This window comes from Tenacibaculum sp. Bg11-29, assembly GCF_002836595.1.
GTDB lineage: Bacteria > Bacteroidota > Bacteroidia > Flavobacteriales > Flavobacteriaceae > Polaribacter.
Window position 1 is genome coordinate 3269178 of the sequence record NZ_PJBB01000003.1, and the last position, 24085, is coordinate 3293262.

Sequence of the window (24085 nt, forward strand, 5' to 3'; positions counted from 1 at the left end):
AGTTATGGCAGAAGAAAAAATATTATATCAAAAATTTTTAGAAGACAAAAGAAATTATAATCTTAATGTTGGCTACTGGAAAAAAAAGCTTCAAAAAGCATTGGACGAAAAATTTTTAATTGAAAGTAACTATGTTACAAATAAAAACGACAAAGGAAAAAGTTATTATGATGGTAATCCTATTTATAGCTATGTAAATATTAATAAACGTAAAGGATTAAGAATTGTACAAGAAAACCCAAAGGAACTTGAAAACTACTCTGACATAAAACTTTTACAAGCGTGGAACTCTAAAACTCTTTTAATTGACACTTACGATAAAAATGAGATAATAATTAATGAATTAGTAATTTCTTTATATCTCACAAGAAGCTCTGTAATGGAAAGTATTGAATTAATAAAAAAATGGTTTTCTGAAGACATTGAAAATATTAACATATAAAATAGTACTCTAAACATATATGAGTTATAAAAAACATATTTAACACAATGAAAACAGAATTAATTGAAGTAGACGAATATCTTGTTTTTGTTCATTCAGTTGAGACGGAAAACGAGAATTTAATTTTAGAGGCTAAAGTAAAAGGAACAAGTTTAATCGGTAATTATTCATACAAAAAACATCAACCTCATAATCCTACAGGTCAATATCACTTGCACGTTTACAAAAAGGAAAATGAAATATTATCTATTAATAAAGATGGAAGTGGACACGATGGATATTCTGGAACACACATCCCAAATAAAGTATATCACGCTTTAAAAAATAAATTCAATGACTGGGATTTTCCAAGTAACCAAATAATTGAAAACTTACAGATAAAGAATTATAAAATGGATATCAAAAACAATTTACGAAAAGTAAGAGTTTCAGCTCATAAAGACTTTGATTCAAATGAAGTTCAATCTTTCGATGGCCACTTTCATACTTTTGCTGATTCCCCTTTTTTGACAGGAGGAACAGGTGGATGGTTTAGTAGAACTGTTGCTATAATTGAAGATGAAAATGGTTATGTAAGAAAGGTTCCGATTGGATATTTTAGATTTATAGTAGAATAAAATTATGCACAACACCGTATATAATTTATTGCTGGCTTCTTGCCTACTAACGAAAGTCCTCGCGGACTTTCTTGGTCAGTAATTATTTACTAAATTAATTGCTTAAACCACGCAACAAACCATATACAACAACGCTGCCAACTATTAAAACAAAACCGAATGGAACTAAACATAAAAGAAAGATTACAACTATCATTTCAATTAAGCATTTTAGAAAAACTATATCCCGATGAACAGGAATATTATGCTAATCATCGAAAAGCTATCGAACATGGTTATCAATTACATTACGACTGGATAACCGAGCATCTTTCAGAAGGCTTGACTACAGAAGAATGTTCATTTGTCCTCGAAGTTTTAGATATGTATGCCGCTCTTCATTTTTCTGTCCGTGAATTTAAAGACTCCGACCTCACTATTGAATCTGTTACATTCCCTGGTTTTGACGGAAACAATGAAACAATGTATATGTCATATACAAAATACTTCATAGAAGATTTAGACAGATTTGGAGAAATACAAGAATCAACAAATGGATATTATAATAGTCATATGAGATTAATTCCAAAATATAGAAAAATGGTAGAAAAATGGAAGGAATTTAAAATTGACTACACATATAAATTAACAGAGGAAAATGTAAAAGAGCTTTTAGCAATTAAAGCCTATTAATCACATTATGGACATTATCGTAATAATAATTGGTGTTCTAGGCTCATTTGCTTCAATATTTGGAGCATATTTTGCAATAAAGGCAAAAAACGAAGCTGTTTCTTCTGCCAAACTTGCTGAATCTGCAAAAAATGAAGTTTTGAAAAAACAAAAAACAACTTCATTAACTGGAATTTTGTTTGAGGCAAAAAAAACACAACAAATTTTTGGAAAGTATTCAATTGCTCAATCAAATAAAAGTTTAGTAGGAGTTCAATTTGGTAAAGACTCGGAAAGCTTACAAAACTTTATTTTTCATTTTAATGAAAACAGAGAAATGATTGAACAAACAACTGATTTAGAAACAACAGCAACATACGATATTCTAAATCAATTACTTTCTGACTTTAGTGACGCAAAAGGAACAAGTGACAAAAAAGATTTCGGAAAAAAAACTAGAATATTAATAGATGATATAATTTTTAAAATGAAAAAGAGCATTGATAACCGAAATGAAGAATAAAAATAACATTTGGCAACAAAGAACTGAGGTAAAAACCAAACAAATTCCTCATTAAATTTAACCTTTTTATTAAATTGCTAACTTAAGAAGTGTATAAAACATGGCTAATAAGTGCTAAACCAAAAGTTCTGTGCATATTTATAAAGTTCGCTAAATATAAAATTTGGTATTTAAGAGAAAAAATAAAAGCAAAATATTTATATTTAGCTAAGTAATAAACCGAAACGAATGTGCTTATAATCTGCCCTACGTTTTTTATACCAACCGTTAGGTATAATTAAAAATGAAAACAAAATTTGATTTAAACGACCCTATATTTAAAATTGCTATTAAAATTCATGAAGATGAAACGGAATTAGCATTAAATATTGAAAAAAATATTCAAAAAGCAGTAATTCCAATTGCTTTTATACCTAAAACAAAAGCTCATCAAATAAAAAAAAGAAAACCAGAACAAGTTGGTTCTGGTGTTCTTGTTAAAATTAAAAAACATTTTTTTATTTTTAGTGCAACACATGTATTTAATGGATTTGAATCTGAAACTATCTATACTGGTTCACCTGAAAATAATTTTATAGAACCTTTAACTGGAGAAAGATTTACTACTGGAAATAAAGAAGAACAAATTGATATGCATGATGCAACTGTATTTCATATTAAAAATAACATTAGTCAAGGTTTAAAAAAAATAGCAATTACGTTCAATGATATGGATAAAAGTATAGTAGAAGACATCAATATAAGACCTATTTTTATAGCCACTGGATTCAGGAATAAAGATTCTAACTTATCTAAAAATGAATTAACAGCAAGAATTAGTACTTACCCATCAGTCGAAATACCTGATTATATTCAATATGGATACAAAGCTGAAACTCAATTAGTCATTAGTCATGAAAATCAAATTTTAATGGATAAAAAATGGAAAACAAGTCCAATACCAAGAGGTATGAGCGGAGGTGCAATAATAAAAGCTCAAGGAACATCAACACATCCATTTTATAGAGATAAAATTAGAAAAGAAAAAAAACAACTTTTATCTGCAATTATTATAGAACATTATAAAGATAATAATGATAAATTAGGTCATCTTGTAAGTACACGTATAAATGTGCACCTTGGTCTAATTCTAAAATATATGCCAGAAATATTCAGGGATTAAATAAAAAACTACACATAACAAAGAACTAAGATAAAAACAAACAAATTCTTCATTAATTCCACACAATAAAAACTAAGCTCAAAGAATATCATTCAATATTTTTTGAGCTTATATTTTTTTTATAAATAGATAAATAAAACTTTATGATCAGCCCTTAATTATTTTTATACGGATTTGCATTTTGTTTCCAAGTTAATACTGTTTGATCTCTAATTGTAGATGGACTCTCTGGCATCCTTTTATAATAAGGATCCCCTTTATCATAACCAATAGAGCTTAACTTAATTTCGCCATTACTCATAATATCAATTTTAGAATAGCCGAAAAACGTAGCAGAACCAGGACTTCCACTATTTCCTGCAATTACCTGATACGTGCCTTCATTACCTGGTTGCATTCGTTGATAATCGTGTAAATGTGCCGATAACATTGCTACTACCCTATTTTCAACCAATTTTGGCCATAAAACAGGCCCTTCAGGAAAACCAGCGTGCCCAGTTTCGGGTTTACCACTTACATAATATGGTTTATGCCCTAATACAAAAACATGGTCAATTTTAGGATTACTCTTATATTCCTCCACTTTTTTAACAATCCAATCTGTAGGAATCTGTCCTTCTAAGCCATAAGGATTATCTTTGGTCGGCGCATTATAAGTATCAGTATTCATTAATACAAACCCTATATTTTTACGAGTAAAAGCAAAAGTCATTTGGTTATTAATACTATCTTTTCCTTTTACAATCGCTCTATCTTTAGGCATATATTCAGCCATGTGCTCCATCCAAATTTCAGTAGCTCCTTTTAAAGGCCATTCATCATGATTTGGTACATTATAATCATGCCAATACAACATTTCATGGTTTCCAGGTATGGCAACCATTTCTATATTTGAAGTACTAATAGGACTAAAATCGGTATTGTAATATAATTTTTTCCATGCTATTAACTGGTTTTCTAATTTAGTGGTGGTCGATTCTGCCAAAACCATATCTCCTAAAAAGAAAAATAAATCTGGTTTGCGTTTTAAAGCAGCAATTTCTGTCCAAATTCGTTTCATTGCAGTTAAATTCGCTGTAGAAGCATTGGTTGCAGTACTATCACCTTCTTGTTTTCTATCTACCCTGTTACAGCCTAAAAAAGTAAAGCTAAAAACTACCGAATCTTGTTGTTGTAATGCTACTTTACTTTTTTTAGTAGCAACTTTTGTTTTTTTCTTACCGTTACAATTAACTAGCGTTATAACTAATAACAGCATTAATATTTCTTTTAGTTTCATAAAATGTTAGTTGGTTTGGTTACTATTTAAAGATACTTACTTTAACGTGATTTTTATATAAAAATTTTGACTTTTAAATTGTTATTTCGAGTGATTTTAGATAGAAAATTGTATCGAGAAATATAATTTATAAACGAAAAATGTTGTTATCGATACTAAATTATTCCAGAATTTCACTCGAACTGACACCTTTTTCTTATCTTTAATACTAAAGTTTTTAATTTCTAAAATCAACAAATGTTGGTGTTTTTGAGGTGGTGTTGTTTATATATAAGTCAGATTCTTCTACAAAATTTAAAGAAAGAGTAATAATCTCGGCGTTTACATCAAAAATCTGATTTAATTTATTTCTTATTTCAGTTTTTAATAACTGGTTTTCAGCTATCAATAAAAAAGTAATCTCCGTTTTTACTATTGATTTTACAGCTATTTGAATTTGATAACGATCTACAAACTCAAGAAGCCAATTAAAATCATCTAAAAAATAAGCTTCAGCATCTACCGAAAAAGAAGTAGCTACTCTAGCTTTTAATAGTAAAGTACGCTTATCATTTACATAGTTTAATTGCCCAACATCGCCCATTAAATATCTAAAAACAGGAAAACGCTTTCTTAGTAAATTGGTTACAACTACTGCTCCACTACTTTGTTCATTTTTTTTATCAATTTCTATAATAACAGCATCTAATACCTCAAAAGAGGTTTCTTTTTCAGAATAAGTTGACCATCCCCAAATACCCGTTTCAGCAGATCCATATAAAGAATAAATCTTTTTATTTTTAAAAGCCTTTTTTAATAATTTAGCTTGTGATGCTAATAAAAACTCCCCAGCATACATTATATTTTCTATTACTAAATTCAGTTTATTATCAATTATATACTTAGCAAGCAACGTAAGTTTAGAAGGCGTTCCCATAAGCATATTTGCTTTAAATTGTGTGGCTGAATTAAACACCAATTCAAATGAAGAAGCTGCTCCTAAAGATATCGTTGTCGCATCACATTTTTCTAAAATATCATCTACAATAGCGGCTGTACGATACATACCTTTATAACTAAATAAATTGATAGCGATCGTTTTTGAAGAAAACATACCGTATTTTACTAATTCGATGGCTAATAATTTACGCTGATATAAGTTTTCTTGTATGTCTACAGGAAAAATAAGTGGTTTTGTAGAGGAACCGCCAGAACGCACTAAATAAACTCCTTTGGTTTCTCTTTGAAGGTTAAAATATTTTTTTAAGACCTCTCGTAATTCATTTTTTTCTAAAGGAACAATTTCTGATATTTCATTTACGTTTTTATAATGCTCTTTAAACAACTCAGATTTTTTTACAATAGCAAAATGTGAAGTAAGTTTTTCGTTTATCATAACTTTCCTTATTTTTTTAATTTATGCATCAAAAAATATGGCAGCGTTTTAAAAAACAACACTTTATATTTTAAAATGAATATTATTTTCTGATTTAAAGAGTTAATACTTAACAAAGCATGGTTTATCCAACGTGTAGCCACCACTCTTTTTAATCTTTTATCATAATAATCTGTACTACTTTTAAATCTAGTAAGTACTGGCGGATAATCTATTTCACTCCAATTATTATATCGCTTTCTTGAGGCACTTCCAAATACTTCTCTTACTTTTAAATGCGCTCCCATTAGTAAACCTACTTTGCTGTTTCCTTTTGTAAGTACACTTCGCAATACTCTGTACCAATAATCTATTCCTTCATAAATAATAGGCTCTTCTGTAAAACTTATAGCTGTTCCTTGTGTTCTTCTTAACATAACATTACTTCCTACTCCCATATAAAAATTAGTAGAAGTAATTAACTTTAATGGCTCGTTAATACAATACGCATTTGAAGTAACAGAAATAACAGAAGAGATTTGAGTAAGCTCATTTTTTATCTTATTAATTTTTGGAAGGATTTCATTACTTGGAAAAAATTGAATTCCTAGTATTAAAAAATCGATACTATAAGATGACATTAAAACATTTGCAGCCTTTATTAAATCATTGGTATACAAATCATCTGCATCTAAAAAACTAACAACATCACCTGTTGCTGCTAAAAAACCGCTATTTCTCGTATATCCTATTCCGTTATTTTTATCTAACTCAATAATTTTAACTTTTATCTTCTTTAAATGTAAAGGAAGATTTTTAAAAAACGTTTTTACTTTATGTAAACTATTATCTGTGCTTTTATCATCTACAATAATAATTTCATAAGGCAACTTTGTTTGATCAACTAATGATTGTAGGGTTTCTTTAATATACAGCGCCTTATTATATAAGGGTATTACAATTGAAAATTTCATTCTTTTAAATAGCTACTACACTCGGAAAGACATAAGCTCCACTATGTACATTTATAATACTCTCTGTTGAACCTCTATAGATTCCTAATCCAAAAGACTGCTCATTATAAGCCAATAACATACCTACAACATTTATTGTTTGTTTGTCTCCCTTATAGCTTATACTCAATTCTTTTTGACTGATGTATTCCTGAACCATATAATCAGCCCACTGCTCAGTAACCACCTTTTTCCAAAGGCTTTCTGAACAATTATTTTTCTCATACATTCCTATACCTCTACCACCACTACTTCTTTTTAAAATCCAATTATTATGAGAAGAGTTAATTAGTTGGTCTCTTATTTTTTTTGAGTTTAAGGTAAATGACGGAATCAAAAATTGCTTAAAAAAAACATAATCTTCTTCACTAATATATTTAGTCATAATCGCTTCATTGTATAAAACAGAAAGAATGCGTTTATCATGTACCAAAATAATAGAGCGTAGGTCATTTATACAGGCATCAGCTTTTATTAAAGCTTTTAAAATTTTAGGATCCTTGTTTTTAAGTTCCTCTCTATCCACCTCTAAAATAAACTGTACAGCTATTTCATCATTTACTACTAACTCATTATTTACAAGTTTTAAATCGTTAAATGATATATCAGCTATAGAAAAACCTTTTTCTGATAACTTCTTAAAAAAGGAATGTACTTCTGTCCCTTTTTCTTTATCATGTACGTAAAACAAGGTCTTATTTATATCTAAATCGTTTAAAATAGTTGGTATAAAGTCTAATTGTTCTGGTATTACATTACTATGCTTAGTAAATACTTCTAACTTACTTAGCACTTCATTTACATGATAACTAATCATCCAACCATTAATGGGATATCGACAACCTATCTCACATATTTTTGGTTCTCCTCTTTTATTAAAAATAAAATCAGGACGATACATACCAACTTTATAAGGAATACCTTCTGTTAGTTTTAAAATTGATTCTAACCCAGCATCTAAACGATATGTTTCTCGAATATCTTTATCTTTAAAGTAATTTAATACTACCTTTTCAAATACTTCATTAAGTAAACTACTTAAGCGAGAATACTTGTTTCTTTCAATAGTAGTTATCATTATTGGGCTAACCAAAAACTTTTCTAAATCATGTGAAATAGCACCTATTTGTTCTTTTAATAAAAAAGTAAAACCTTCTTGATTTACTTCTTTATTTAAGATGGAATAGTCTTCGGCTTTTTTCTGTTTAAACGAACTTCTTATCATACAATTTTTATTTAGTTAAAAAGTAGCTGCTACTAAGACCTCTTTATTTAGCACATTCATTACCGATGATTTTAAGTCTAAATAATCTTCAATTATTTGTTTTAAATCATATTGCTTAATATCTATTTCAAAAGCCTTTGCGTAAGAATTTACAGCATCTACGGCATGAAAGAAATGATCTTTCTCTGTTGGGCCACAATGAACTCTTATCCAAGCTAACGAAACATCAATTTCTTCTGCTGACAAATCACTTTCTTTTGCTAACCAATTTTCAAATAATGGAATAATAAACTCAACCTCACCATGCGTATATATTTCATGAACTAATGTTGTTAATAAACCAATCATAATATCTTTATTTCTAAGAGAATTTTTATCTTTCCAAGCTTTAAAAGCAATTGCCTCAGTACTTAAATACTTGTTTGAAAGCCAAGAATCATCTCCTGCAATATTAGTAGCCATGGTATAAAATAATTTTGAATGTAAAACTCGACCAACCACAGCTAAATCTTCATCTACAATTCTATTAAGACTCGCCACCGATTTAAATAAATCGTGTTCACTTTTAACTTCTTTATTTTTGTGAATAAGCATGGTCATTCTATTACTTAAACCAGCAACTGTCATGGCACTATTATTTGTCTGACTCCAACTTTTAAAAAACGAATTAAGTGTTTCTTTATGTTGCTTTTGAATAGTTAACGATTTAAAAGAAGCTTCTATCATCGAAAATTTTTCTTCTTGCAAAGGAAAATAAGTAGTTAATTGCGTTTTTAGATGTGAATCTTTCATTTGATCTATTACAGGTAAAATAATTGAAATTAAATTCATCTTAATTAGTTTTAGGTTCATTATTCTTTTACTTAATTAACTAACAATTGGCAGCTAACTAAATATTTACAGTAGCTATATTAAGATTATATCTAATTCTTAAGCAAGAAAAACCCTTAAGCGTATTAATTTTAGGAACGAGAGTAGGCCTATTTATTTTTTATCTATTTAGAGCGGAATTGAAAACACTTTATTACAAAAAATGTTCTAATTTTAGTAGACTTAACAGTAAAAAAGGAGAACTTGTATGTGAATATATTTTCTGTTTTTAGTACTCTTTAATTAATTCTATAAAAAAAATAATAAGTAAAGTTGTTTTATTAATTTACTTTTGCCTGAATTTAAAATATTTTTTAATTTGTTAAACTACTATTCTTATGAGCACGCTGTATCTAATCAATGGGTAACATTTGTGCATGGTGCTGGCGGAAGCAGTAGTATATGGTACAAGCAACTTAGAGATTTTAAGAAGCATTTTAATGTTTTAATTTTAGATCTACGTGGGCATGGAGATAGTAAATCTATTATAAAATCACCTTTTGATAAAAAGTACACTTTTGATGCTATTACAGAAGATATTGTAGAGGTTATAGATCATTTAAAAATTAAAAATTCGCATTTTGTTGGTATTTCTTTAGGTACTATTTTAATTAGAAACCTTGCTGAGAAAAAACCAAACTTAGTAAAAAGTATGATTATGGGTGGTGCAATTATTAAGTTTAACTTGCGCTCTCGTTTTTTAATCTTTGTAGGTAATCTATTTAAATCGGTAGTACCCTATATGCTATTATACAAGCTATTTGCTTTTATAATTATGCCTAATAAAAATCATAAAGATTCACGTTTATTATTTGTTAATGAGGCAAAGAAACTATATCAAAAAGAATTTATACGTTGGTTTAAGTTAACGGCAGAAATTAATCCATTATTACGATTATTTCGAATGAAAGACCTTAAAATACCTACATTATATATTATGGGAGATGAAGACCATTTGTTTTTACCATCTATAAAGAATATTGTAGAAAAACATGTAAATGCCACTTTGGTTGTTTTACAAAAATGTGGGCATGTTGTTAATGTTGAAAAAGCAACTGTATTTAATGAAAAAACGATTAAATACATAAACTCTATCTCTTAGTTTATTAATAGCACACACATGCTTAAAAAATAAAATACCCGATTACAACACTTTAAAGAATTTAAATAATTACATATCATATTTTTTTTATAGATTTATGCAAAACGCCCCCAAATGCATAGGTCTACTAAAATTTCACGTCTTTTTGATTTTCCATACCATCAATTAAAACACTACCCACAAGAAAAATGCTTGGTATCTAAAGAAGAAGGAAAATGGAAAAGCATAACTACACAAGAGTATATAAATAAAGCGAATACAATAAGTCTTGCTTTATTAAAACTGGGTGTAAAACCAGGAGATAAAATAGCGGTTATTACCGCTACAAACCAACCTAAATGGCATCTATTAGATATTGGAGTTATGCAAATAGGTGCAATAAATGTTCCTTTATACCCTACTTACTCTGAAAACGATTATGCTTATATTTTAAATCATTCTGATAGTATTTATTGTTTTGTTTCAGACAGTGATTTGTATATGAAAGTAATGGCTATAAAAGACAAAACGCAACTAAAAAATGTTTTTACTTTTGAAGAAATATCAACTGATTATAGCTGGGACTCTTTTTTATCTTTAGGTAACGATAGTATGTTACAAAAACAAGTTTCTAATTTAAAAAACAATGTAAAACCGTCTGATTTAGCGACTATTATTTATACATCTGGTACTACGGGAACACCAAAAGGTGTAATGCTTTCTCATCAAAATATTGTGAGTAATGTTTTTGCTGTTGGCAAACATATAAATTTACATGACAATAAAAACATTGCCATGAGTTACTTACCTATTTCTCATATTTTTGAAAGAGCAGCATCTTATTATTGCCAGTATATGGGTTTTGAAATTCATTTTGCAGAAAGTATTGACAAAATTGGTGATAATCTTCGTGAAATACAACCTAATTTTATGGCTGTAGTACCTAGACTATTGGAAAAGGTATTTGATAAAATTGTTGATAAAGGAAGTGGTTTATCTGGCTTAAAAAAACAATTGTTTTTTTGGGCTTTAAAATTAGGTGAACAATACAAACCTTATAAAGCGAATGGTTGGCTATATGAAATGCAATTAAAAATAGCAAGAAAACTTATTTTTTCTAAATGGAAGCAAGCTTTAGGTGGTAATTTAGATTTTATGATTGCCGGAAGTGCTCCTATGCAACCTCGATTAATTAAAGTTTTTACAGCGGCAGGAATCCCTATTTTTGAAGGATACGGAATGACGGAGACATCACCTGCCATATCAGTCACAGATATGCGTAATAAAGGCTTTAAAATTGGTAGTGTAGGGAAAGTTATTGACGATGTTTCTGTTAAAATTGCAGATGATGGAGAAATTTTGGTGAAAGGCCCTAACGTTATGATGGGATACTATAAAGATCGTAAAAAAACAAACGAGACTATTATAGATGGTTATTTACATACTGGCGATATTGGAAAGATAGATGGAGAGGGGTTTTTAAAAATTACTGATCGAAAAAAAGAAATATTTAAAACTTCTGGAGGAAAATATATAGCTCCTGCTGTTTTAGAAAGCGAATTAAAAAAATCTCGTTTTATTGAGCAAGTTATGGTTATTGGTGAAAGTCAAAAAATGCCAGCAGCTATTATTCAAATTTCTTTCAATTTTGTTAACGAATGGGCTAAAAAACATAATCATATAATTAATGATTTTTCAACAGATCAGATATTAATCAATAGAATTCAAAAAGAAATTGACTATTATAATCAGAAATTCGGAAAATGGGAGCAAATAAAACGTTTCGAAATCACACCTGATGAATGGACAACTATTGCAGGACATTTAACGCCTACATTAAAAATGAGACGCAAGATTATATTAGAAAAATACACTGATTTAAGCAAAAAAATATATAACCCGCAATAAATCAACCACTAAGGTTAAACTTGTGAAATCAAGCTATTTTCCCTAATTTGCAAGACGCAAAATAAATGAACATATGTCGATTGAAATTACCCGTCTTTTTGACTTTCCCTATTATCAACAAGAAACTTACAATTTAAAAAAAGCATTTACAACCAAATACGATGGTGAATGGAAATCAATATCTACTAACGAATATATTGATAAAGCAAACACTATTAGTAGAGGTTTGTTACGTTTAGGTGTACAACCTAATGATAAGATTGCTGTAATTTCAACAAATAACCGTACTGAATGGAATATTTGTGATATCGGTATTTTACAAACAGGTGCACAAAATGTACCTATTTACCCTACAATTTCTAAAGAAGATTATGAGTATGTTTTAAATCATTCTGAGGCTACTTATTGTTTTGTTTCTGATGAAGCTATTTTAGAAAAGTTGAATAAAATTAAAGGAAATACAAAAGTTAAAGAAGTATTTACGTTTAATGATATAGTTGGTGAAAAAAATTGGAAAGAAATTTTAGAACTAGGTAAAGATAAAAGTAATCAGAATGAAGTTGAAGAGCGTAAAAAAGCGGTTACTTCAGATAGTTTAGCTACTTTAATTTATACTTCTGGTACTACCGGAAGACCTAAAGGTGTAATGCTTTCTCATGGAAATATTGTTTCTAACGTACTATCTAGTGAAAAAAGAGTACCATTATTATATGGACAAGAGCGTGGTTTAAGTTTTTTACCTATTTGTCATATTTTTGAACGTATGATATTATATTTATATCAATATTGCGGTGTTTCTATATATTTTGCAGAGGCAATTGATAAACTGAGTGAAAATGCGCAAGAAATAAAACCTCACGTAATGACTGCTGTACCCAGGTTATATGAGAAGATTTATGATAAAATATACACTAAAGGAACTGATTTAAAAGGTATAAAAAAGGTGTTATTCTTTTGGGCTATCGATTTAGGTCTTAAATACGAACCATACGGCGCTAACGGATGGTGGTATGAAAAACAATTAAGTATTGCTCGTAAATTAATTTTCTCTAAATGGCAAGCTGCTTTAGGAGGAGAATTAAAATTAATGGTTTCAGGTTCAGCCGCATTACAACCACGTTTAACAAGAATGTTCGCCGCTGCAGGTATGCCTGTTATGGAAGGCTATGGTCTTACTGAAACATCGCCTGTTATTAGTGTAAATGATGTTCGTAATAATGGTTTTAGACCCGGAACTGTTGGTAAAGTAATCGATGGAATAGATTTAAAATTTGCAGATACAGGTGAGATCTTAGTAAAAGGAGCTAATGTAATGCTTGGTTATTACAAAGATCCAGAAAAAACAGCGCAAGTTATTAAAGACGGCTACTTTTATACAGGAGATAAAGGAGAAGTATCTAAAGATGGTTTCTTAAAAATTACTGGTCGTACGAAAGAAATGTTTAAAACTTCTGGAGGGAAATATGTAGTTCCGCCATTATTAGAAGGAGAATTAGTGCAATCACGTTTTATTGAACAAATTATGGTTATTGGTGAAGGTGAAAAAATGCCAGCAGCCTTAATTCAGCCAAACTTCAGTTTTGTGAGAGAGTGGGCAAAAAGACATGATCTTGATTTTAAGACTAACGATGATTTAATAAATAATCCAAAAGTAATTGAACGTATTCAAGAAGAGGTTTCTCTTTGTAATTCAAAATTTGGAAAATGGGAACAAATTAAACGTTTTGAATTAACACCAGAAGAATGGTCTATTGATGGAGGCCACCTTACTCCTACCATGAAAATGAAACGTAAAATTATTAAAGAAATTTATAAAGACTTATACGATAAAATTTATAACTGTTAATATTATAAAGTGTTGTGAAAGCAACACTTTTTTCTTTTTAAATTATGAATAAGTTCATTTCTTTTACAAATGAGGTAAACTCATTTACTTTACCAAATAACTTTGATTATCCATATAATTACACTCCAGATTCAATAGCTAAAATAGCTGCAAGTGAGTTACAAGAATATTTAAAAAAACAAACAGATTTCTCTCATGACTTCGGTTTAGATGATACCGATAACAAAAACGCGTCAGGTAAAATGTTTGGGGTTTTAGTTGTTAAAAATAGTAAAGGTATTTTAGGTTATTTAGCGGCTTTTTCTGGTCAGATTTCAGAAAGCACAACACATAATCATTTTGTTCCACCAGTTTATGATGTTTTAAGTAAACAACGTATTTTATTACAAGTAAACGAAAAACACAAACAGATTAATCAAGTACTTGATAATTTAAAAAATAGTGTCCCTTACTTAAATACTAAAAAAAAGTATCTTAAAAAGAAATTACAACATGAGTCTTTAATAGTTGAAGAACAAACGAAAATTAAAGAACGAAGAAAAGATAGAAAAAAACAAGGGAAACAGCACAATCAACTTAATATAAATGAGGAGTTTTATATTCATGAATATGAAGTTTATTTAAATAATAAAATAGATTCTTTAAAAAAAGAATACACCAAATATAGCCAGCAAATAATTCAATTAGAAGAAGAATTAATAGCTGTTTCAGTATCAGGTAAACAACAAATACTTAAACAATACCTGTTTTTAAATACTAAAAATGAAGCTAAGAATTTATTAGATATATTTAACGATTCTGCACAAAATATTCCTAATAATTCAGGTGATTGTTGCATTCCTAAATTATTACAATATGCTTTTTCACACAACTTCACTCCTATTTGTATGGCGCAATTTTGGTGGGGAAAACCATTAACTACCGCCGTTCGAAAACACAAATATTATTACACTGCATGTACTACCAAATGCAAACCTATTTTAAATCATATGCTTAAAGGTTTAAATGTTAATGAAAATCCTTTATTAGTACAGCATCAAGAAAAAAAAGAGCTAAAAATTATATTTGAAGATGATTCTTTAATGGTAATTAATAAACCATGCGGATTGTTATCTGTACCTGGAAAAGAGATTCAGGACTCTGTATATGTTCGTATAAAAAAAATGTTTCCTAATGCTACTGGTCCGTTAGTTGTGCATCGCCTAGATATGGCTACGTCTGGTATATTACTAATTGCAAAAAATATAGAAATATATAAAGCTTTACAAGTTCAATTTGTAAATAGAATAATAAAAAAACGATACGTTGCATTATTAGATGGTATACTAACAAATAAAAAAGGTGAAATTAACTTGCCTTTAAGAGTAGATTTAAATGATAGGCCAAAACAATTAGTTTGCAATGATCATGGAAAGCCTGCTCGTACGAAATGGGAAGTAATTGAAGTTAACAACAATAAAACAAAAGTATATTTTTATCCTATTACTGGTCGTACACATCAATTACGTGTTCATGCAGCACACAACTTAGGTTTAAATACAGCTATTATTGGAGATGATTTATATGGAACCTCTTCTAATAGATTACATTTACATGCCGAAAAAATAGGTTTTAATCACCCCATTACCAAAAGATGGGTTGAATTTACAGAACCTACTAATTTTTAACGACATAGATTAACTTATAAAAACACATTTTTACTTTTAATAGTAATTATTTGTTTTTTTTCTTAACGTTTAGAAAGTATAATGTACAGTTCGGAAAGTATTTCTACTCGTTCAATCATTTTAATATATTTTTAAAAGATTGAATTAAATATATTTTGAATACAAAAAAACTATGAAATTTACATCTACCTGCTTAACAATATCAAACACAGAACTTAAAAAACATAAGGAAGCTACAACTATATTAAAAGAAGCAAAATCTATATCAAAAAAAATGGGTATTATTGATGATGATTTATACAAACATCACACAACAATGACTAATTATTTATACATTAATGCTCCTATAAATAAAATGATTAATGCTGTTGTAACCTATGATGTTTTATATTTTATTGATGATTTTTTTGGTGAAGATACTAGTAATGGAATACAAGCTGATTTTAAAATGATATTCGATATATGGACAGGAAAAACACAATATAAATGTAGTTCTAACTCTAAAATTGATAGGCTTTACAAATCAATATCTTATATAAGTGATGTTATAAAAAAAGACAGCCCTTCTTATTTTTTTAATAAATACACACAATCAATAGCCGAACATTTGACTTACTCTTTAAAAGCTATTCCCTACACAACTGTTGATGAATATATTGCTATAAGGCTATATACTGGAGGAATGTTTCCTGTAATAGACTTGATTGAATACGTCCATTCAATTTATATATCTCCAGAAATAATAAACAAGGTTCCTTCAATAATAAAATTACGAGAACAATGTGCTTTAATTGGAGCTTTATCTAATGATTTATTCTCTTATGCCAAAGAAAAACATAGTAATTACAATTTAATTAATGCATATCTTATTTGTAACGAAGCTACTAATTATCATGATGCTGTAGATAAATCAATTACTAAAGTAAATGCTATTCATTCTGAATTTGAAGCTACTTTACAAGAAACATCTCAAGAATGTATTTCATTAGTTCCATTGCACCAACCTATTGTTTTAAAATACATTGATGCTTTAAATGTAATTATTTCAGCTAGCTATCATTGGCAAAAAAGCACCAAACGATACGAACATTCTGAAAATGTATTTGAAGATATGAAGCTATAAAATTATGCTACATACTTTGTTTTCTTTAAGGTACTTAAAATAATAAATGATATTAAAAAGAAAACAGCTAAACAAAGTACACTCCATTGCATTGAATTTGTAATTGAATTTAACAATCCAAATAAGAACATTCCTATAACTATCGCTATCTTTTCAGTAACATCATAAAAACTAAAATAGGTAGCGTGGTCTTCTGTTTCTGGTAATAATTTAGAATATGTAGATCGTGTTAATGATTGAATTGCACCTTGCACTAAACCTAGTATACCTCCTAATCCGTAAAAATAAAGTGTTACATTTTCTTGTTTCTTATCTAACATAAATGCTACAAAACACACTAACATCCATATAGCAATTGTAACTTTTAAGGCTGTAAAATTACCATATTTATCAGAAAATCTAGAAAAGAAAAATGCTCCAAATATTGCAACTACTTGTACTAATAAAATAGTAGCTATCATATTTGTAGACTCTAACCCTAATTCGGAAGATCCAAAAATTGCTGCCATTAAAATAATCGTTTGCACTCCAATACTTAAGAAGAAAAAAGCTAATAAAAAACGTTTTAATACAGGATAATTTAAGACTTCTTTAAAAACAATTTGTAACTCCCTATACCCTTTCCATATATAATCATTATCAGGTTGTTTGTTATAAATATCGTCTGGTAATTTACGAAAAGTTACTTGTGCAAATCCAATCCACCAAATACCAACCATAACAAAAGAAAACCTTGACGCATTTGAGGAAGCTATTCCCTTTGCTTCATCTATTGCTTTTCCAATTTCTAATTCAGTTCCATTTGCCTTTATATATTCACTTATACTTATATCAAAACCGAATACCTCTGGAAACATAATCATTCCTAAATTTATTAATAATAAAATTATAGAACCTACATATCCATGAATAAAACCTTTAGCACTTGCTCTATCTTGTTGTTCAGGAAATGCTATTTCTGGTAAATATGCATTATAAAAAACCCAACTTGCCCAAAAACCTATACTTGCTAAAATAGTAAACAAAATACCTACCCATACGGTATCTACTCCTTCAAAAAAATACAATGCTGCTACAGATAAACCTCCCATCCAACAGAAAAACTTCATAAATTTCTTCTTACTTCCGGTATAGTCAGCAATACCTGATAAAATTGGTGAAATAATTGCGACTATTAATAATGAAAATGCAATTGCATAGGTATATAAGCTATCTGGGTGCTCCCAATTTATTCCTAAAAATGAAACGGTTTTATTATCTGTTATAGCACTATAATATAGCGGAAATACTGCGGTACTAATTACCAATGAATATACCGAGTTTGCCCAATCATAAAATGCCCAAGCATTAATTAACTTCTTATCTCCTCTTTTATACATATATCTTAATTAAAAAACCGTTCAAAAAATTGAACGGTTTGCAATATAATATAAATATTTATCTCTTTATTTTTTTCCAGGCACATTGTATTTAGCAGCTAGTTGTCTCGCTTCTGGTAAATAAGCTCTAAGTGTTTGTATACGAGTTTGATTAGATGGGTGTGTACTCATAAATTCTGCTGGTGCTTTTTTTCCTTTTGTACGTTCACTCATTCTTACCCATACTTCAGCAGCTTCAACACCGTTATAACCTGCCATAAGCATAAATACTAATCCTAACTTATCAGCTTCTGTTTCATGGCCTCTACTAAAAGGCAACATTACTCCTACTTGAGATCCTAAACCATAAGCCATGTTAAAAACTTTTGCATTCTTACTATTTCTTGTTCCTAAAGCTACTGCAGCTCCACCAAGTTGTTGTAATTGCCCTGTAGACATACGTTCTTGACCGTGTTTAGCAAAAGCATGTGCAACCTCATGTCCCATTACTGCAGCCACTCCATCTTCATTTGCACAAATTGGTAATATACCCGTATAAAAAACTACTTTTCCTCCTGGTAAACACCAAGCGTTAACCGTTTTATCATCAACTAAGTTAAATTCCCATTTATACGAATTAGCTTCAGAAACCATTCCGTTTGCTCTCATAAAACGATCAACTGCTTCAGAAATTTTCTTACCTACTCTTTTAATTTGATTTGATTTAGTAACGCTTTTAGATAATTTATTCTTTTCTAAAAAACCTTTATACTGTGCAAAACTAGCTGGTAATACTTGAGCATCATTTACAAAATTAAGTCGTTTTCTACCAGTAATAGGTACTGTACTACATTGTACTAAAAATACTGCTAAAAATACTAAGGCTATGATTCTTTTCATTATTTAATGTTTTTATTAAAATAGGGTTATGTAATTATGACACAAATTAAATAAAATGTCACAAATTAATTAACATTATTAAGTTTAAATTTACAAATTATATCTTTATCTAAAATCAATTTTCATGAATTTTAATAATTCAAATATATTTCCTCCAAGCATAGTTATACCAAAACCGGTTATCGCTCTAGCTAAATTCACACAATTTTTCTCTACAAGTTTAACTGCTAAATTTGCCGCTAGAATTTTCATAACTCCTATTCAGTTTTCTACTCCTAAAAGAGAAAGTGTTATGTTAGAAAGTGCTCAAAAAAAGATAATAAATATACCTTCTATTTCAAAAGAAATTAAAGTTTTATCTTATGGTTATTCAAAAAAGAAAGTTTTACTAGTTCATGGTTGGGCTGGGAGAAGTACACAATTATATATGATTGCTGATAAACTATTAGAAAAAGGATACATGGTTATTTCTTTTGATGGCCCTGCTCATGGAGAATCTTCAGGAAAAACAACTGCAATGCCTGAATTTATAGAAACAATTAATGAAATTGATAAACAATTTGGCCCTTTTGAAGCTGCTGTTGGACATTCTTTTGGTGGGACGACTTTATATAATAGTGTTGCTACTAACTTTCAAATTAAAAAACTAGTTACTGTTGGTGCTGCTGATAAAATTTCTGATGTTATTTTAAACTTTACACATAATTTAAAAACAAAACCAATTGTTGCAAAAAAGATTAAAGATAGCTTTGATAAAAAATGGCAACAAGATATTGATTCTCATTCATCAAGTATTATTGCTAAAAAAATAAAAATACCTACTTTAATTGTTCATGATTCTAATGATGGTGACGTTCCTGTAAGTTGTGCTATAAATATTCGTCAAAACTTACAAGAAGGCAAACTTTTAATTACAAAAGGATTAGGACATACTAAAATACTTCGTAATAAAAAGATTACCTCAGAAATTGTAAACTTTATTACCCAATAAACATGAAAAAAATTTTATTCGCATTCGTTTTAACAATACTCTTTAATTATTTAGGAAATGCACAAGACAAAAAAGAATATAAAGTTTCAAAAACAAATAAAGAATGGAAAACTCTTTTAACAAAGAAACAATACTACGTTCTTAGAGAAGCAGGTACTGAACGTCAAAATTCAAGTTCATTAAATAAAAATTATAAGAAAGGTCTTTATGTTTGTGCTGCTTGTAAAACACCTTTGTACAAATCTGAAAACAAATACGATTCTGGCTCTGGTTGGCCAGCTTTTGATAAAGCAATAAAAAAGAATGTTGAATTGGATGTAGATTATAAAATTGGCTATGCTCGTACCGAGTTAAAATGTAATACTTGTGGTGGTCATTTAGGGCATTCCTTTGATGATGGCCCAAGAGATACGACAGGTAAACGTCATTGCATTAATGGCGCAGCATTAGAGTTTATATCTAAATAATAATTTATTTAAAATACTGTAACTTAGAGCTGACTAAAATCAGCTCTTTTTTATGGATACTTCCTACTTATCAAGTGTAAAAAAACAATTTGAATATTATAAAAATTTAGGAGATAAGACTTTCACTCAATTAGATAATAATCAGTTTTTTTGGTCTCAAAATAAAGAAGATAATTCTATTGCTATTATAATTAAACACATATCAGGAAATATGCGTTCTCGTTGGACAAATTTTTTAACTGAAGATGGTGAAAAAGAATGGCGTAATAGAGATGATGAGTTTGTAAATTCATTTACATCAAAAGAAGAAGTAGTTGCATATTGGGAAATGGGATGGAAATGTTTATTCGATGCACTAAACACTATAACTATTCAAAATTCTGATACAATTGTTTACATCAGAAACCAAGGACACACTATTACTGAAGCTATAAATAGGCAGTTGTGCCATTATTCATACCATATTGGTCAAATTGTTTTCTTAAGTAAATTATTATTAGGTGACAATTGGCAAACATTATCAGTAGCTAAAGGAACATCAAAAGAATACAATGCTCAGAAATTTAACAAAGAAAAATCACGTAAACATTTTACAGAAGATTTATAATAATCATTTAAACACTTACTAATGGATAAAGAAGCTATAATTTCTGTACTTGAAGAGAAACATCAACAATTATTTAACTGGTTAGAAAATCAATCTGAAAATAATTTTAAAGAAGGTCCTAAAGGAAAATGGACAACAGGACAACATATAGCTCATTTAGTAGACTCAATAAAAAAAGTAAATAGCGCTTTAAGTTACCCTAAATTTTTATTGAAGTATAAATTTGGTAAGGCAAACCGTGAAGTTCGTTCTTATGATGAAGTTACTAAACGCTACCAAGACAAACTTTTAAAAAATAAAGAGAAAGCTAAAATGTTTAATATTGATGTTAAAACGCCATCTGAAAAGAGTTTTCATCAATTATTATCAACACTTCAAATACAAAATAAAAAACTGCAACACAAAACACAGCGTTGGAAAAATAAAGATTTAGATACGTTGATTCTTCCACATCCATTAATGGGAAAAATGCCAATTCGTGAAATTATTATGTGGACAGCTTACCATACCGAACATCATACAAATATTTTAAAAGACAATCATTAATTTTAATTTTCTATTTTTAAATAAAAAACAAGTAAAACTGCTTCTAAAAAAATTATACTTCTAACAACAAAATTATTATATTTGTACCTCTAAAAATGAAGCCGATACATGTTTAATAATTTAAGTGAAAAGTTAGATAAAGCGTTACATACGCTTAAAGGACACGGAAAAATTACTGAAGTTAATGTTGCAGAAACGCTAAAAGAAGTTCGTAGAGCCTTATTAGATGCCGATGTTAATTTTAAAATTGCTAAAGATTTTACTAAAAAAGTTCAACAAAAAGCCTTAGGACAAGACGTATTAACTACGTTAAATCCAGGGCAATTAATGGTTAAATTAGTTAAAGATGAATTAACTGAATTAATGGGTGGTGACACTGTTGGTATTAATTTAGGAGGTTCACTTAGCGTAATTTTAATGTCTGGTTTACAAGGATCTGGTAAAACTACTTTTTCTGGTAAACTAGCTAGCTACTTAAAAACTAAAAAATCGAAAGAAGTATTATTAGTAGGTTGTGATGTTTATCGTCCTGCCGCTATTAATCAATTACAAGTTGTTGGAGAACAAATTGGTGTAGAGGTTTATGCCGAGGTAGAAAACAAAAATCCTGTTGAAATTTCTTTAAATGCTATTAAGCATGCAAAAGCAAATGGTAAAAATGTAGTTATTATTGATACTGCAGGTCGTTTAGCTGTTGATGAAGAAATGATGAATGAAATTTCTAACATTCATAAAGCAGTAAACCCGCAAGAAACATTATTTGTAGTAGATGCTATGACAGGGCAAGATGCTGTAAACACAGCAAAAGCCTTTAATAATATATTAAATTTTGACGGTGTAGTACTTACCAAATTAGATGGTGATACTCGTGGTGGAGCTGCATTATCTATTAAATCGGTAGTAAACAAACCTATTAAGTTTATTGGTACTGGTGAAAAGATGGATGCTATTGATGTATTTCACCCAGATCGTATGGCCGATCGTATTTTAGGGATGGGAGATGTTATCTCTTTAGTAGAACGTGCCCAAGAACAATACGATGAAGACGAAGCAAGAAAATTACAAAAGAAAATAGCGAAAGATCAATTTGGTTTTGATGACTTTTTAAGTCAAATTCAACAAATCAAAAAGATGGGTAGCATGAAAGATTTAGTTGGAATGATTCCTGGAGCTGGTAAAGCTTTAAAAGATGTTGACATTGACGATAATGCTTTTATAGGTATTGAAGCTATTATACAATCGATGACTCCATTAGAAAGAAGTACTCCTACAACAATTAATGCAAGTCGTAAAAAAAGAATTGCTAAAGGTTCTGGTACTTCGGTACAAGAAATAAACCAATTAATGAAGCAATTTAACCAAATGAGCAAAATGATGAAGATGATGCAAGGTGGTGGCGGAAAAAAAATGATGCAAATGATGCAAGGAATGAAATAATATAAAAGAGAAGCGAAAGCTTCTCTTTTTAGATATACACAACTCTTAACAAGAACCAACAACATAACAACAAATGATTTTACTAGACGGTAAAAAAACATCAGCTGACATTAAAGAAGAGATTGCTCATGCTGTATCAGAATTAAAAGCTCACGATAAAAAAACACCACATTTAGCTGCTGTTATTGTTGGTAGTGATGGCGCTAGTTTAACTTACGTTAACGCAAAAGTAAAAGCATGTGACCGTGTAGGTTTTGAATCTTCTTTAATAAGACTTCCAAAGGAAACTACTGAAGAAGAATTATTGAATGAAATTGCTATTTTAAATATTGATAATGATATAGATGGTTTCATAGTACAGTTACCGCTACCCGATCATATAAATGAGCAAAAAATTTTAATGGCTATAAATCCTGATAAAGACGTTGATGGATTTCACCCAACCAATGTTGGTAAAATGGCTTTAAACTTACCTACATTTATCTCTGCAACACCGTTTGGTATCTTAGAACTGTTAGATCGTTATAATGTTGAAACTAGTGGTAAACATGTAGTTGTTATTGGTCGTAGTCATATTGTTGGTAGTCCTATGAGTATTTTACTAGCCCAAAAAAGAAAAATTGGTAATGCTACTGTAACCCTAACGCATAGTAGAACTAAAAATTTAAAAGAGATTACGTTGCAAGCAGACATAATTATTGCTGCAATAGGAATTCCTGAATTTTTAAAAGCTGATATGGTTAAAGATAACGTTACTGTTATTGATGTAGGAATCACTCGTGTTGCTGACGCTTCTAAAAAGAGAGGTTTCCGCTTAGTTGGTGATGTTGCTTTTAAAGAAGTTTCTGAAAAATCAGCCTTTATTACTCCAGTTCCTGGTGGTGTAGGACCAATGACAATAGCAATGTTATTACAGAATACATTACTAGCTTGTAAAAGAAATGATTCATAAAAACGGTACTCAAAATTACAAGAGTAAATTATATAAATAAAAAGGAGGTCTATTTACTAGACCTCC

At 29.3% G+C, this 24085-nt stretch carries 23 protein-coding genes; 16 read left to right on the forward strand and 7 right to left on the reverse strand.

All coding sequences use genetic code 11. The features are described from left to right. The first annotated feature begins 4 nt into the window (after positions 1–4). The 5 genes from CXF68_RS14980 to CXF68_RS15000 all read left to right on the forward strand — a co-directional run bounded on the left by CXF68_RS14980 (position 5) and on the right by CXF68_RS15000 (position 3395). Positions 5–442, forward strand: a complete 438-nt coding sequence (locus tag CXF68_RS14980; protein WP_101045934.1) for a hypothetical protein — start codon at positions 5–7, stop codon at positions 440–442. Positions 443–489: 47 nt separating this feature from the next. Then, positions 490–1059, forward strand: a complete 570-nt coding sequence (locus CXF68_RS14985) for a hypothetical protein (RefSeq protein WP_101045935.1) — start codon at positions 490–492, stop codon at positions 1057–1059. Positions 1060–1218: 159 nt separating this feature from the next. Further along, positions 1219–1731, forward strand: a complete 513-nt coding sequence (locus CXF68_RS14990; RefSeq protein ID WP_101045936.1) for a YfbU family protein — start codon at positions 1219–1221, stop codon at positions 1729–1731. 7 nt (positions 1732–1738) lie between these two features. After that, a complete protein-coding gene (locus CXF68_RS14995) occupies positions 1739–2233 on the forward strand; it encodes a hypothetical protein (RefSeq protein ID WP_101045937.1) in 495 nt (164 codons plus the stop codon). Positions 2234–2516: 283 nt separating this feature from the next. Next, the gene (locus CXF68_RS15000) at positions 2517–3395 is read left to right on the forward strand and encodes a hypothetical protein (RefSeq protein WP_101045938.1); all 879 of its coding nucleotides are present in this window, start codon (positions 2517–2519) and stop codon (positions 3393–3395) included. Between the two features lie 154 nt (positions 3396–3549). Here the strand turns inward: CXF68_RS15000 and CXF68_RS15005 are convergent, their stop codons facing one another. The 5 genes from CXF68_RS15005 to CXF68_RS15025 form a co-directional block, all read right to left on the reverse strand. Continuing rightward, positions 3550–4674: a metallophosphoesterase gene (locus CXF68_RS15005; protein WP_101045939.1), complete on the reverse strand. Its 1125-nt coding sequence runs from the start codon at positions 4672–4674 to the stop codon at positions 3550–3552. 217 nt (positions 4675–4891) lie between these two features. After that, positions 4892–6049: a hypothetical protein gene (locus tag CXF68_RS15010; protein WP_101045940.1), complete on the reverse strand. Its 1158-nt coding sequence runs from the start codon at positions 6047–6049 to the stop codon at positions 4892–4894. Positions 6050–6057: 8 nt separating this feature from the next. Further along, positions 6058–7002: a glycosyltransferase gene (locus CXF68_RS15015; protein ID WP_101045941.1), complete on the reverse strand. Its 945-nt coding sequence runs from the start codon at positions 7000–7002 to the stop codon at positions 6058–6060. A gap of 4 nt (positions 7003–7006) precedes the next feature. Continuing rightward, a complete protein-coding gene (locus CXF68_RS15020; RefSeq protein WP_101045942.1) occupies positions 7007–8266 on the reverse strand; it encodes a hypothetical protein in 1260 nt (419 codons plus the stop codon). A gap of 15 nt (positions 8267–8281) precedes the next feature. After that, a complete protein-coding gene (locus CXF68_RS15025) occupies positions 8282–9097 on the reverse strand; it encodes a hypothetical protein (RefSeq protein WP_157821952.1) in 816 nt (271 codons plus the stop codon). 358 nt (positions 9098–9455) lie between these two features. On the opposite strand from CXF68_RS15025, the gene CXF68_RS15030 reads away from it, so the two are divergent. The 5 genes from CXF68_RS15030 (at position 9456) to CXF68_RS15050 (ending at position 16761) form a co-directional block, all read left to right on the forward strand. Then, complete coding sequence (locus CXF68_RS15030) at positions 9456–10238, forward strand: alpha/beta fold hydrolase (RefSeq protein WP_101045944.1); 783 nt, start codon at positions 9456–9458, stop codon at positions 10236–10238. A 114-nt stretch (positions 10239–10352) separates the two neighbouring features. Further along, positions 10353–12125: a long-chain fatty acid--CoA ligase gene (locus CXF68_RS15035; protein WP_101045945.1), complete on the forward strand. Its 1773-nt coding sequence runs from the start codon at positions 10353–10355 to the stop codon at positions 12123–12125. A 73-nt stretch (positions 12126–12198) separates the two neighbouring features. Then, on the forward strand, positions 12199–13971 hold the full coding sequence (locus CXF68_RS15040; protein ID WP_101045946.1) for a long-chain fatty acid--CoA ligase: 1773 nt from the start codon (positions 12199–12201) through the stop codon (positions 13969–13971). A 44-nt stretch (positions 13972–14015) separates the two neighbouring features. Then, the gene (locus CXF68_RS15045; RefSeq protein ID WP_101045947.1) at positions 14016–15638 is read left to right on the forward strand and encodes an RluA family pseudouridine synthase; all 1623 of its coding nucleotides are present in this window, start codon (positions 14016–14018) and stop codon (positions 15636–15638) included. Between the two features lie 172 nt (positions 15639–15810). Further along, positions 15811–16761 carry a terpene synthase family protein gene (locus CXF68_RS15050; RefSeq protein WP_101045948.1) on the forward strand — a complete coding sequence of 317 codons (951 nt, stop codon included), beginning with the start codon at positions 15811–15813 and terminating at the stop codon, positions 16759–16761. A gap of 2 nt (positions 16762–16763) precedes the next feature. Here the strand turns inward: CXF68_RS15050 and CXF68_RS15055 are convergent, their stop codons facing one another. After that, complete coding sequence (locus CXF68_RS15055; RefSeq protein WP_101045949.1) at positions 16764–18140, reverse strand: MFS transporter; 1377 nt, start codon at positions 18138–18140, stop codon at positions 16764–16766. Positions 18141–18206: 66 nt separating this feature from the next. Then, positions 18207–19019 (reverse strand): M48 family metallopeptidase, encoded by an 813-nt coding sequence (locus CXF68_RS15060; RefSeq protein ID WP_101045950.1) that lies wholly within the window; start codon positions 19017–19019, stop codon positions 18207–18209. Between the two features lie 124 nt (positions 19020–19143). On the opposite strand from CXF68_RS15060, the gene CXF68_RS15065 reads away from it, so the two are divergent. The 6 genes from CXF68_RS15065 (at position 19144) to folD (ending at position 24019) form a co-directional block, all read left to right on the forward strand. Then, positions 19144–20010 carry an alpha/beta fold hydrolase gene (locus CXF68_RS15065; protein ID WP_101045951.1) on the forward strand — a complete coding sequence of 289 codons (867 nt, stop codon included), beginning with the start codon at positions 19144–19146 and terminating at the stop codon, positions 20008–20010. Between the two features lie 2 nt (positions 20011–20012). Beyond that, a complete protein-coding gene (gene msrB / locus CXF68_RS15070; protein WP_101045952.1) occupies positions 20013–20477 on the forward strand; it encodes a peptide-methionine (R)-S-oxide reductase MsrB in 465 nt (154 codons plus the stop codon). Positions 20478–20529: 52 nt separating this feature from the next. After that, positions 20530–21084 (forward strand): DUF1572 family protein, encoded by a 555-nt coding sequence (locus CXF68_RS15075; protein WP_101045953.1) that lies wholly within the window; start codon positions 20530–20532, stop codon positions 21082–21084. Between the two features lie 21 nt (positions 21085–21105). Next, entirely contained in the window at positions 21106–21630 is a 525-nt protein-coding gene (locus CXF68_RS15080) for a DinB family protein (protein WP_101045954.1), read from the forward strand. A gap of 108 nt (positions 21631–21738) precedes the next feature. Then, complete coding sequence (gene ffh / locus CXF68_RS15085; RefSeq protein WP_101045955.1) at positions 21739–23067, forward strand: signal recognition particle protein; 1329 nt, start codon at positions 21739–21741, stop codon at positions 23065–23067. A 73-nt stretch (positions 23068–23140) separates the two neighbouring features. After that, complete coding sequence (gene folD / locus CXF68_RS15090; protein ID WP_101045956.1) at positions 23141–24019, forward strand: bifunctional methylenetetrahydrofolate dehydrogenase/methenyltetrahydrofolate cyclohydrolase FolD; 879 nt, start codon at positions 23141–23143, stop codon at positions 24017–24019. Positions 24020–24085 lie beyond the last annotated feature (66 nt).

Excerpts from the sequence above, each read along its gene's own strand:
- CXF68_RS14980 (WP_101045934.1), top strand. The coding sequence starts at position 5 with ATGGCAGAAGAAAAAATATTATATCAAAAATTTTTAGAAGACAAAAGA.
- CXF68_RS14985 (WP_101045935.1), top strand. The coding sequence starts at position 490 with ATGAAAACAGAATTAATTGAAGTAGACGAATATCTTGTTTTTGTTCAT.
- CXF68_RS14990 (WP_101045936.1), top strand. The coding sequence starts at position 1,219 with ATGGAACTAAACATAAAAGAAAGATTACAACTATCATTTCAATTAAGC.
- CXF68_RS14995 (WP_101045937.1), top strand. The coding sequence starts at position 1,739 with ATGGACATTATCGTAATAATAATTGGTGTTCTAGGCTCATTTGCTTCA.
- CXF68_RS15000 (WP_101045938.1), top strand. The coding sequence starts at position 2,517 with ATGAAAACAAAATTTGATTTAAACGACCCTATATTTAAAATTGCTATT.
- CXF68_RS15005 (WP_101045939.1), bottom strand. The coding sequence starts at position 4,674 with ATGAAACTAAAAGAAATATTAATGCTGTTATTAGTTATAACGCTAGTT.
- CXF68_RS15010 (WP_101045940.1), bottom strand. The coding sequence starts at position 6,049 with ATGATAAACGAAAAACTTACTTCACATTTTGCTATTGTAAAAAAATCT.
- CXF68_RS15015 (WP_101045941.1), bottom strand. The coding sequence starts at position 7,002 with ATGAAATTTTCAATTGTAATACCCTTATATAATAAGGCGCTGTATATT.
- CXF68_RS15020 (WP_101045942.1), bottom strand. The coding sequence starts at position 8,266 with ATGATAAGAAGTTCGTTTAAACAGAAAAAAGCCGAAGACTATTCCATC.
- CXF68_RS15025 (WP_157821952.1), bottom strand. The coding sequence starts at position 9,097 with ATGAATTTAATTTCAATTATTTTACCTGTAATAGATCAAATGAAAGAT.
- CXF68_RS15035 (WP_101045945.1), top strand. The coding sequence starts at position 10,353 with ATGCATAGGTCTACTAAAATTTCACGTCTTTTTGATTTTCCATACCAT.
- CXF68_RS15040 (WP_101045946.1), top strand. The coding sequence starts at position 12,199 with ATGTCGATTGAAATTACCCGTCTTTTTGACTTTCCCTATTATCAACAA.
- CXF68_RS15045 (WP_101045947.1), top strand. The coding sequence starts at position 14,016 with ATGAATAAGTTCATTTCTTTTACAAATGAGGTAAACTCATTTACTTTA.
- CXF68_RS15050 (WP_101045948.1), top strand. The coding sequence starts at position 15,811 with ATGAAATTTACATCTACCTGCTTAACAATATCAAACACAGAACTTAAA.
- CXF68_RS15055 (WP_101045949.1), bottom strand. The coding sequence starts at position 18,140 with ATGTATAAAAGAGGAGATAAGAAGTTAATTAATGCTTGGGCATTTTAT.
- CXF68_RS15060 (WP_101045950.1), bottom strand. The coding sequence starts at position 19,019 with ATGAAAAGAATCATAGCCTTAGTATTTTTAGCAGTATTTTTAGTACAA.
- CXF68_RS15065 (WP_101045951.1), top strand. The coding sequence starts at position 19,144 with ATGAATTTTAATAATTCAAATATATTTCCTCCAAGCATAGTTATACCA.
- msrB (WP_101045952.1), top strand. The coding sequence starts at position 20,013 with ATGAAAAAAATTTTATTCGCATTCGTTTTAACAATACTCTTTAATTAT.
- CXF68_RS15075 (WP_101045953.1), top strand. The coding sequence starts at position 20,530 with ATGGATACTTCCTACTTATCAAGTGTAAAAAAACAATTTGAATATTAT.
- CXF68_RS15080 (WP_101045954.1), top strand. The coding sequence starts at position 21,106 with ATGGATAAAGAAGCTATAATTTCTGTACTTGAAGAGAAACATCAACAA.
- ffh (WP_101045955.1), top strand. The coding sequence starts at position 21,739 with ATGTTTAATAATTTAAGTGAAAAGTTAGATAAAGCGTTACATACGCTT.
- folD (WP_101045956.1), top strand. The coding sequence starts at position 23,141 with ATGATTTTACTAGACGGTAAAAAAACATCAGCTGACATTAAAGAAGAG.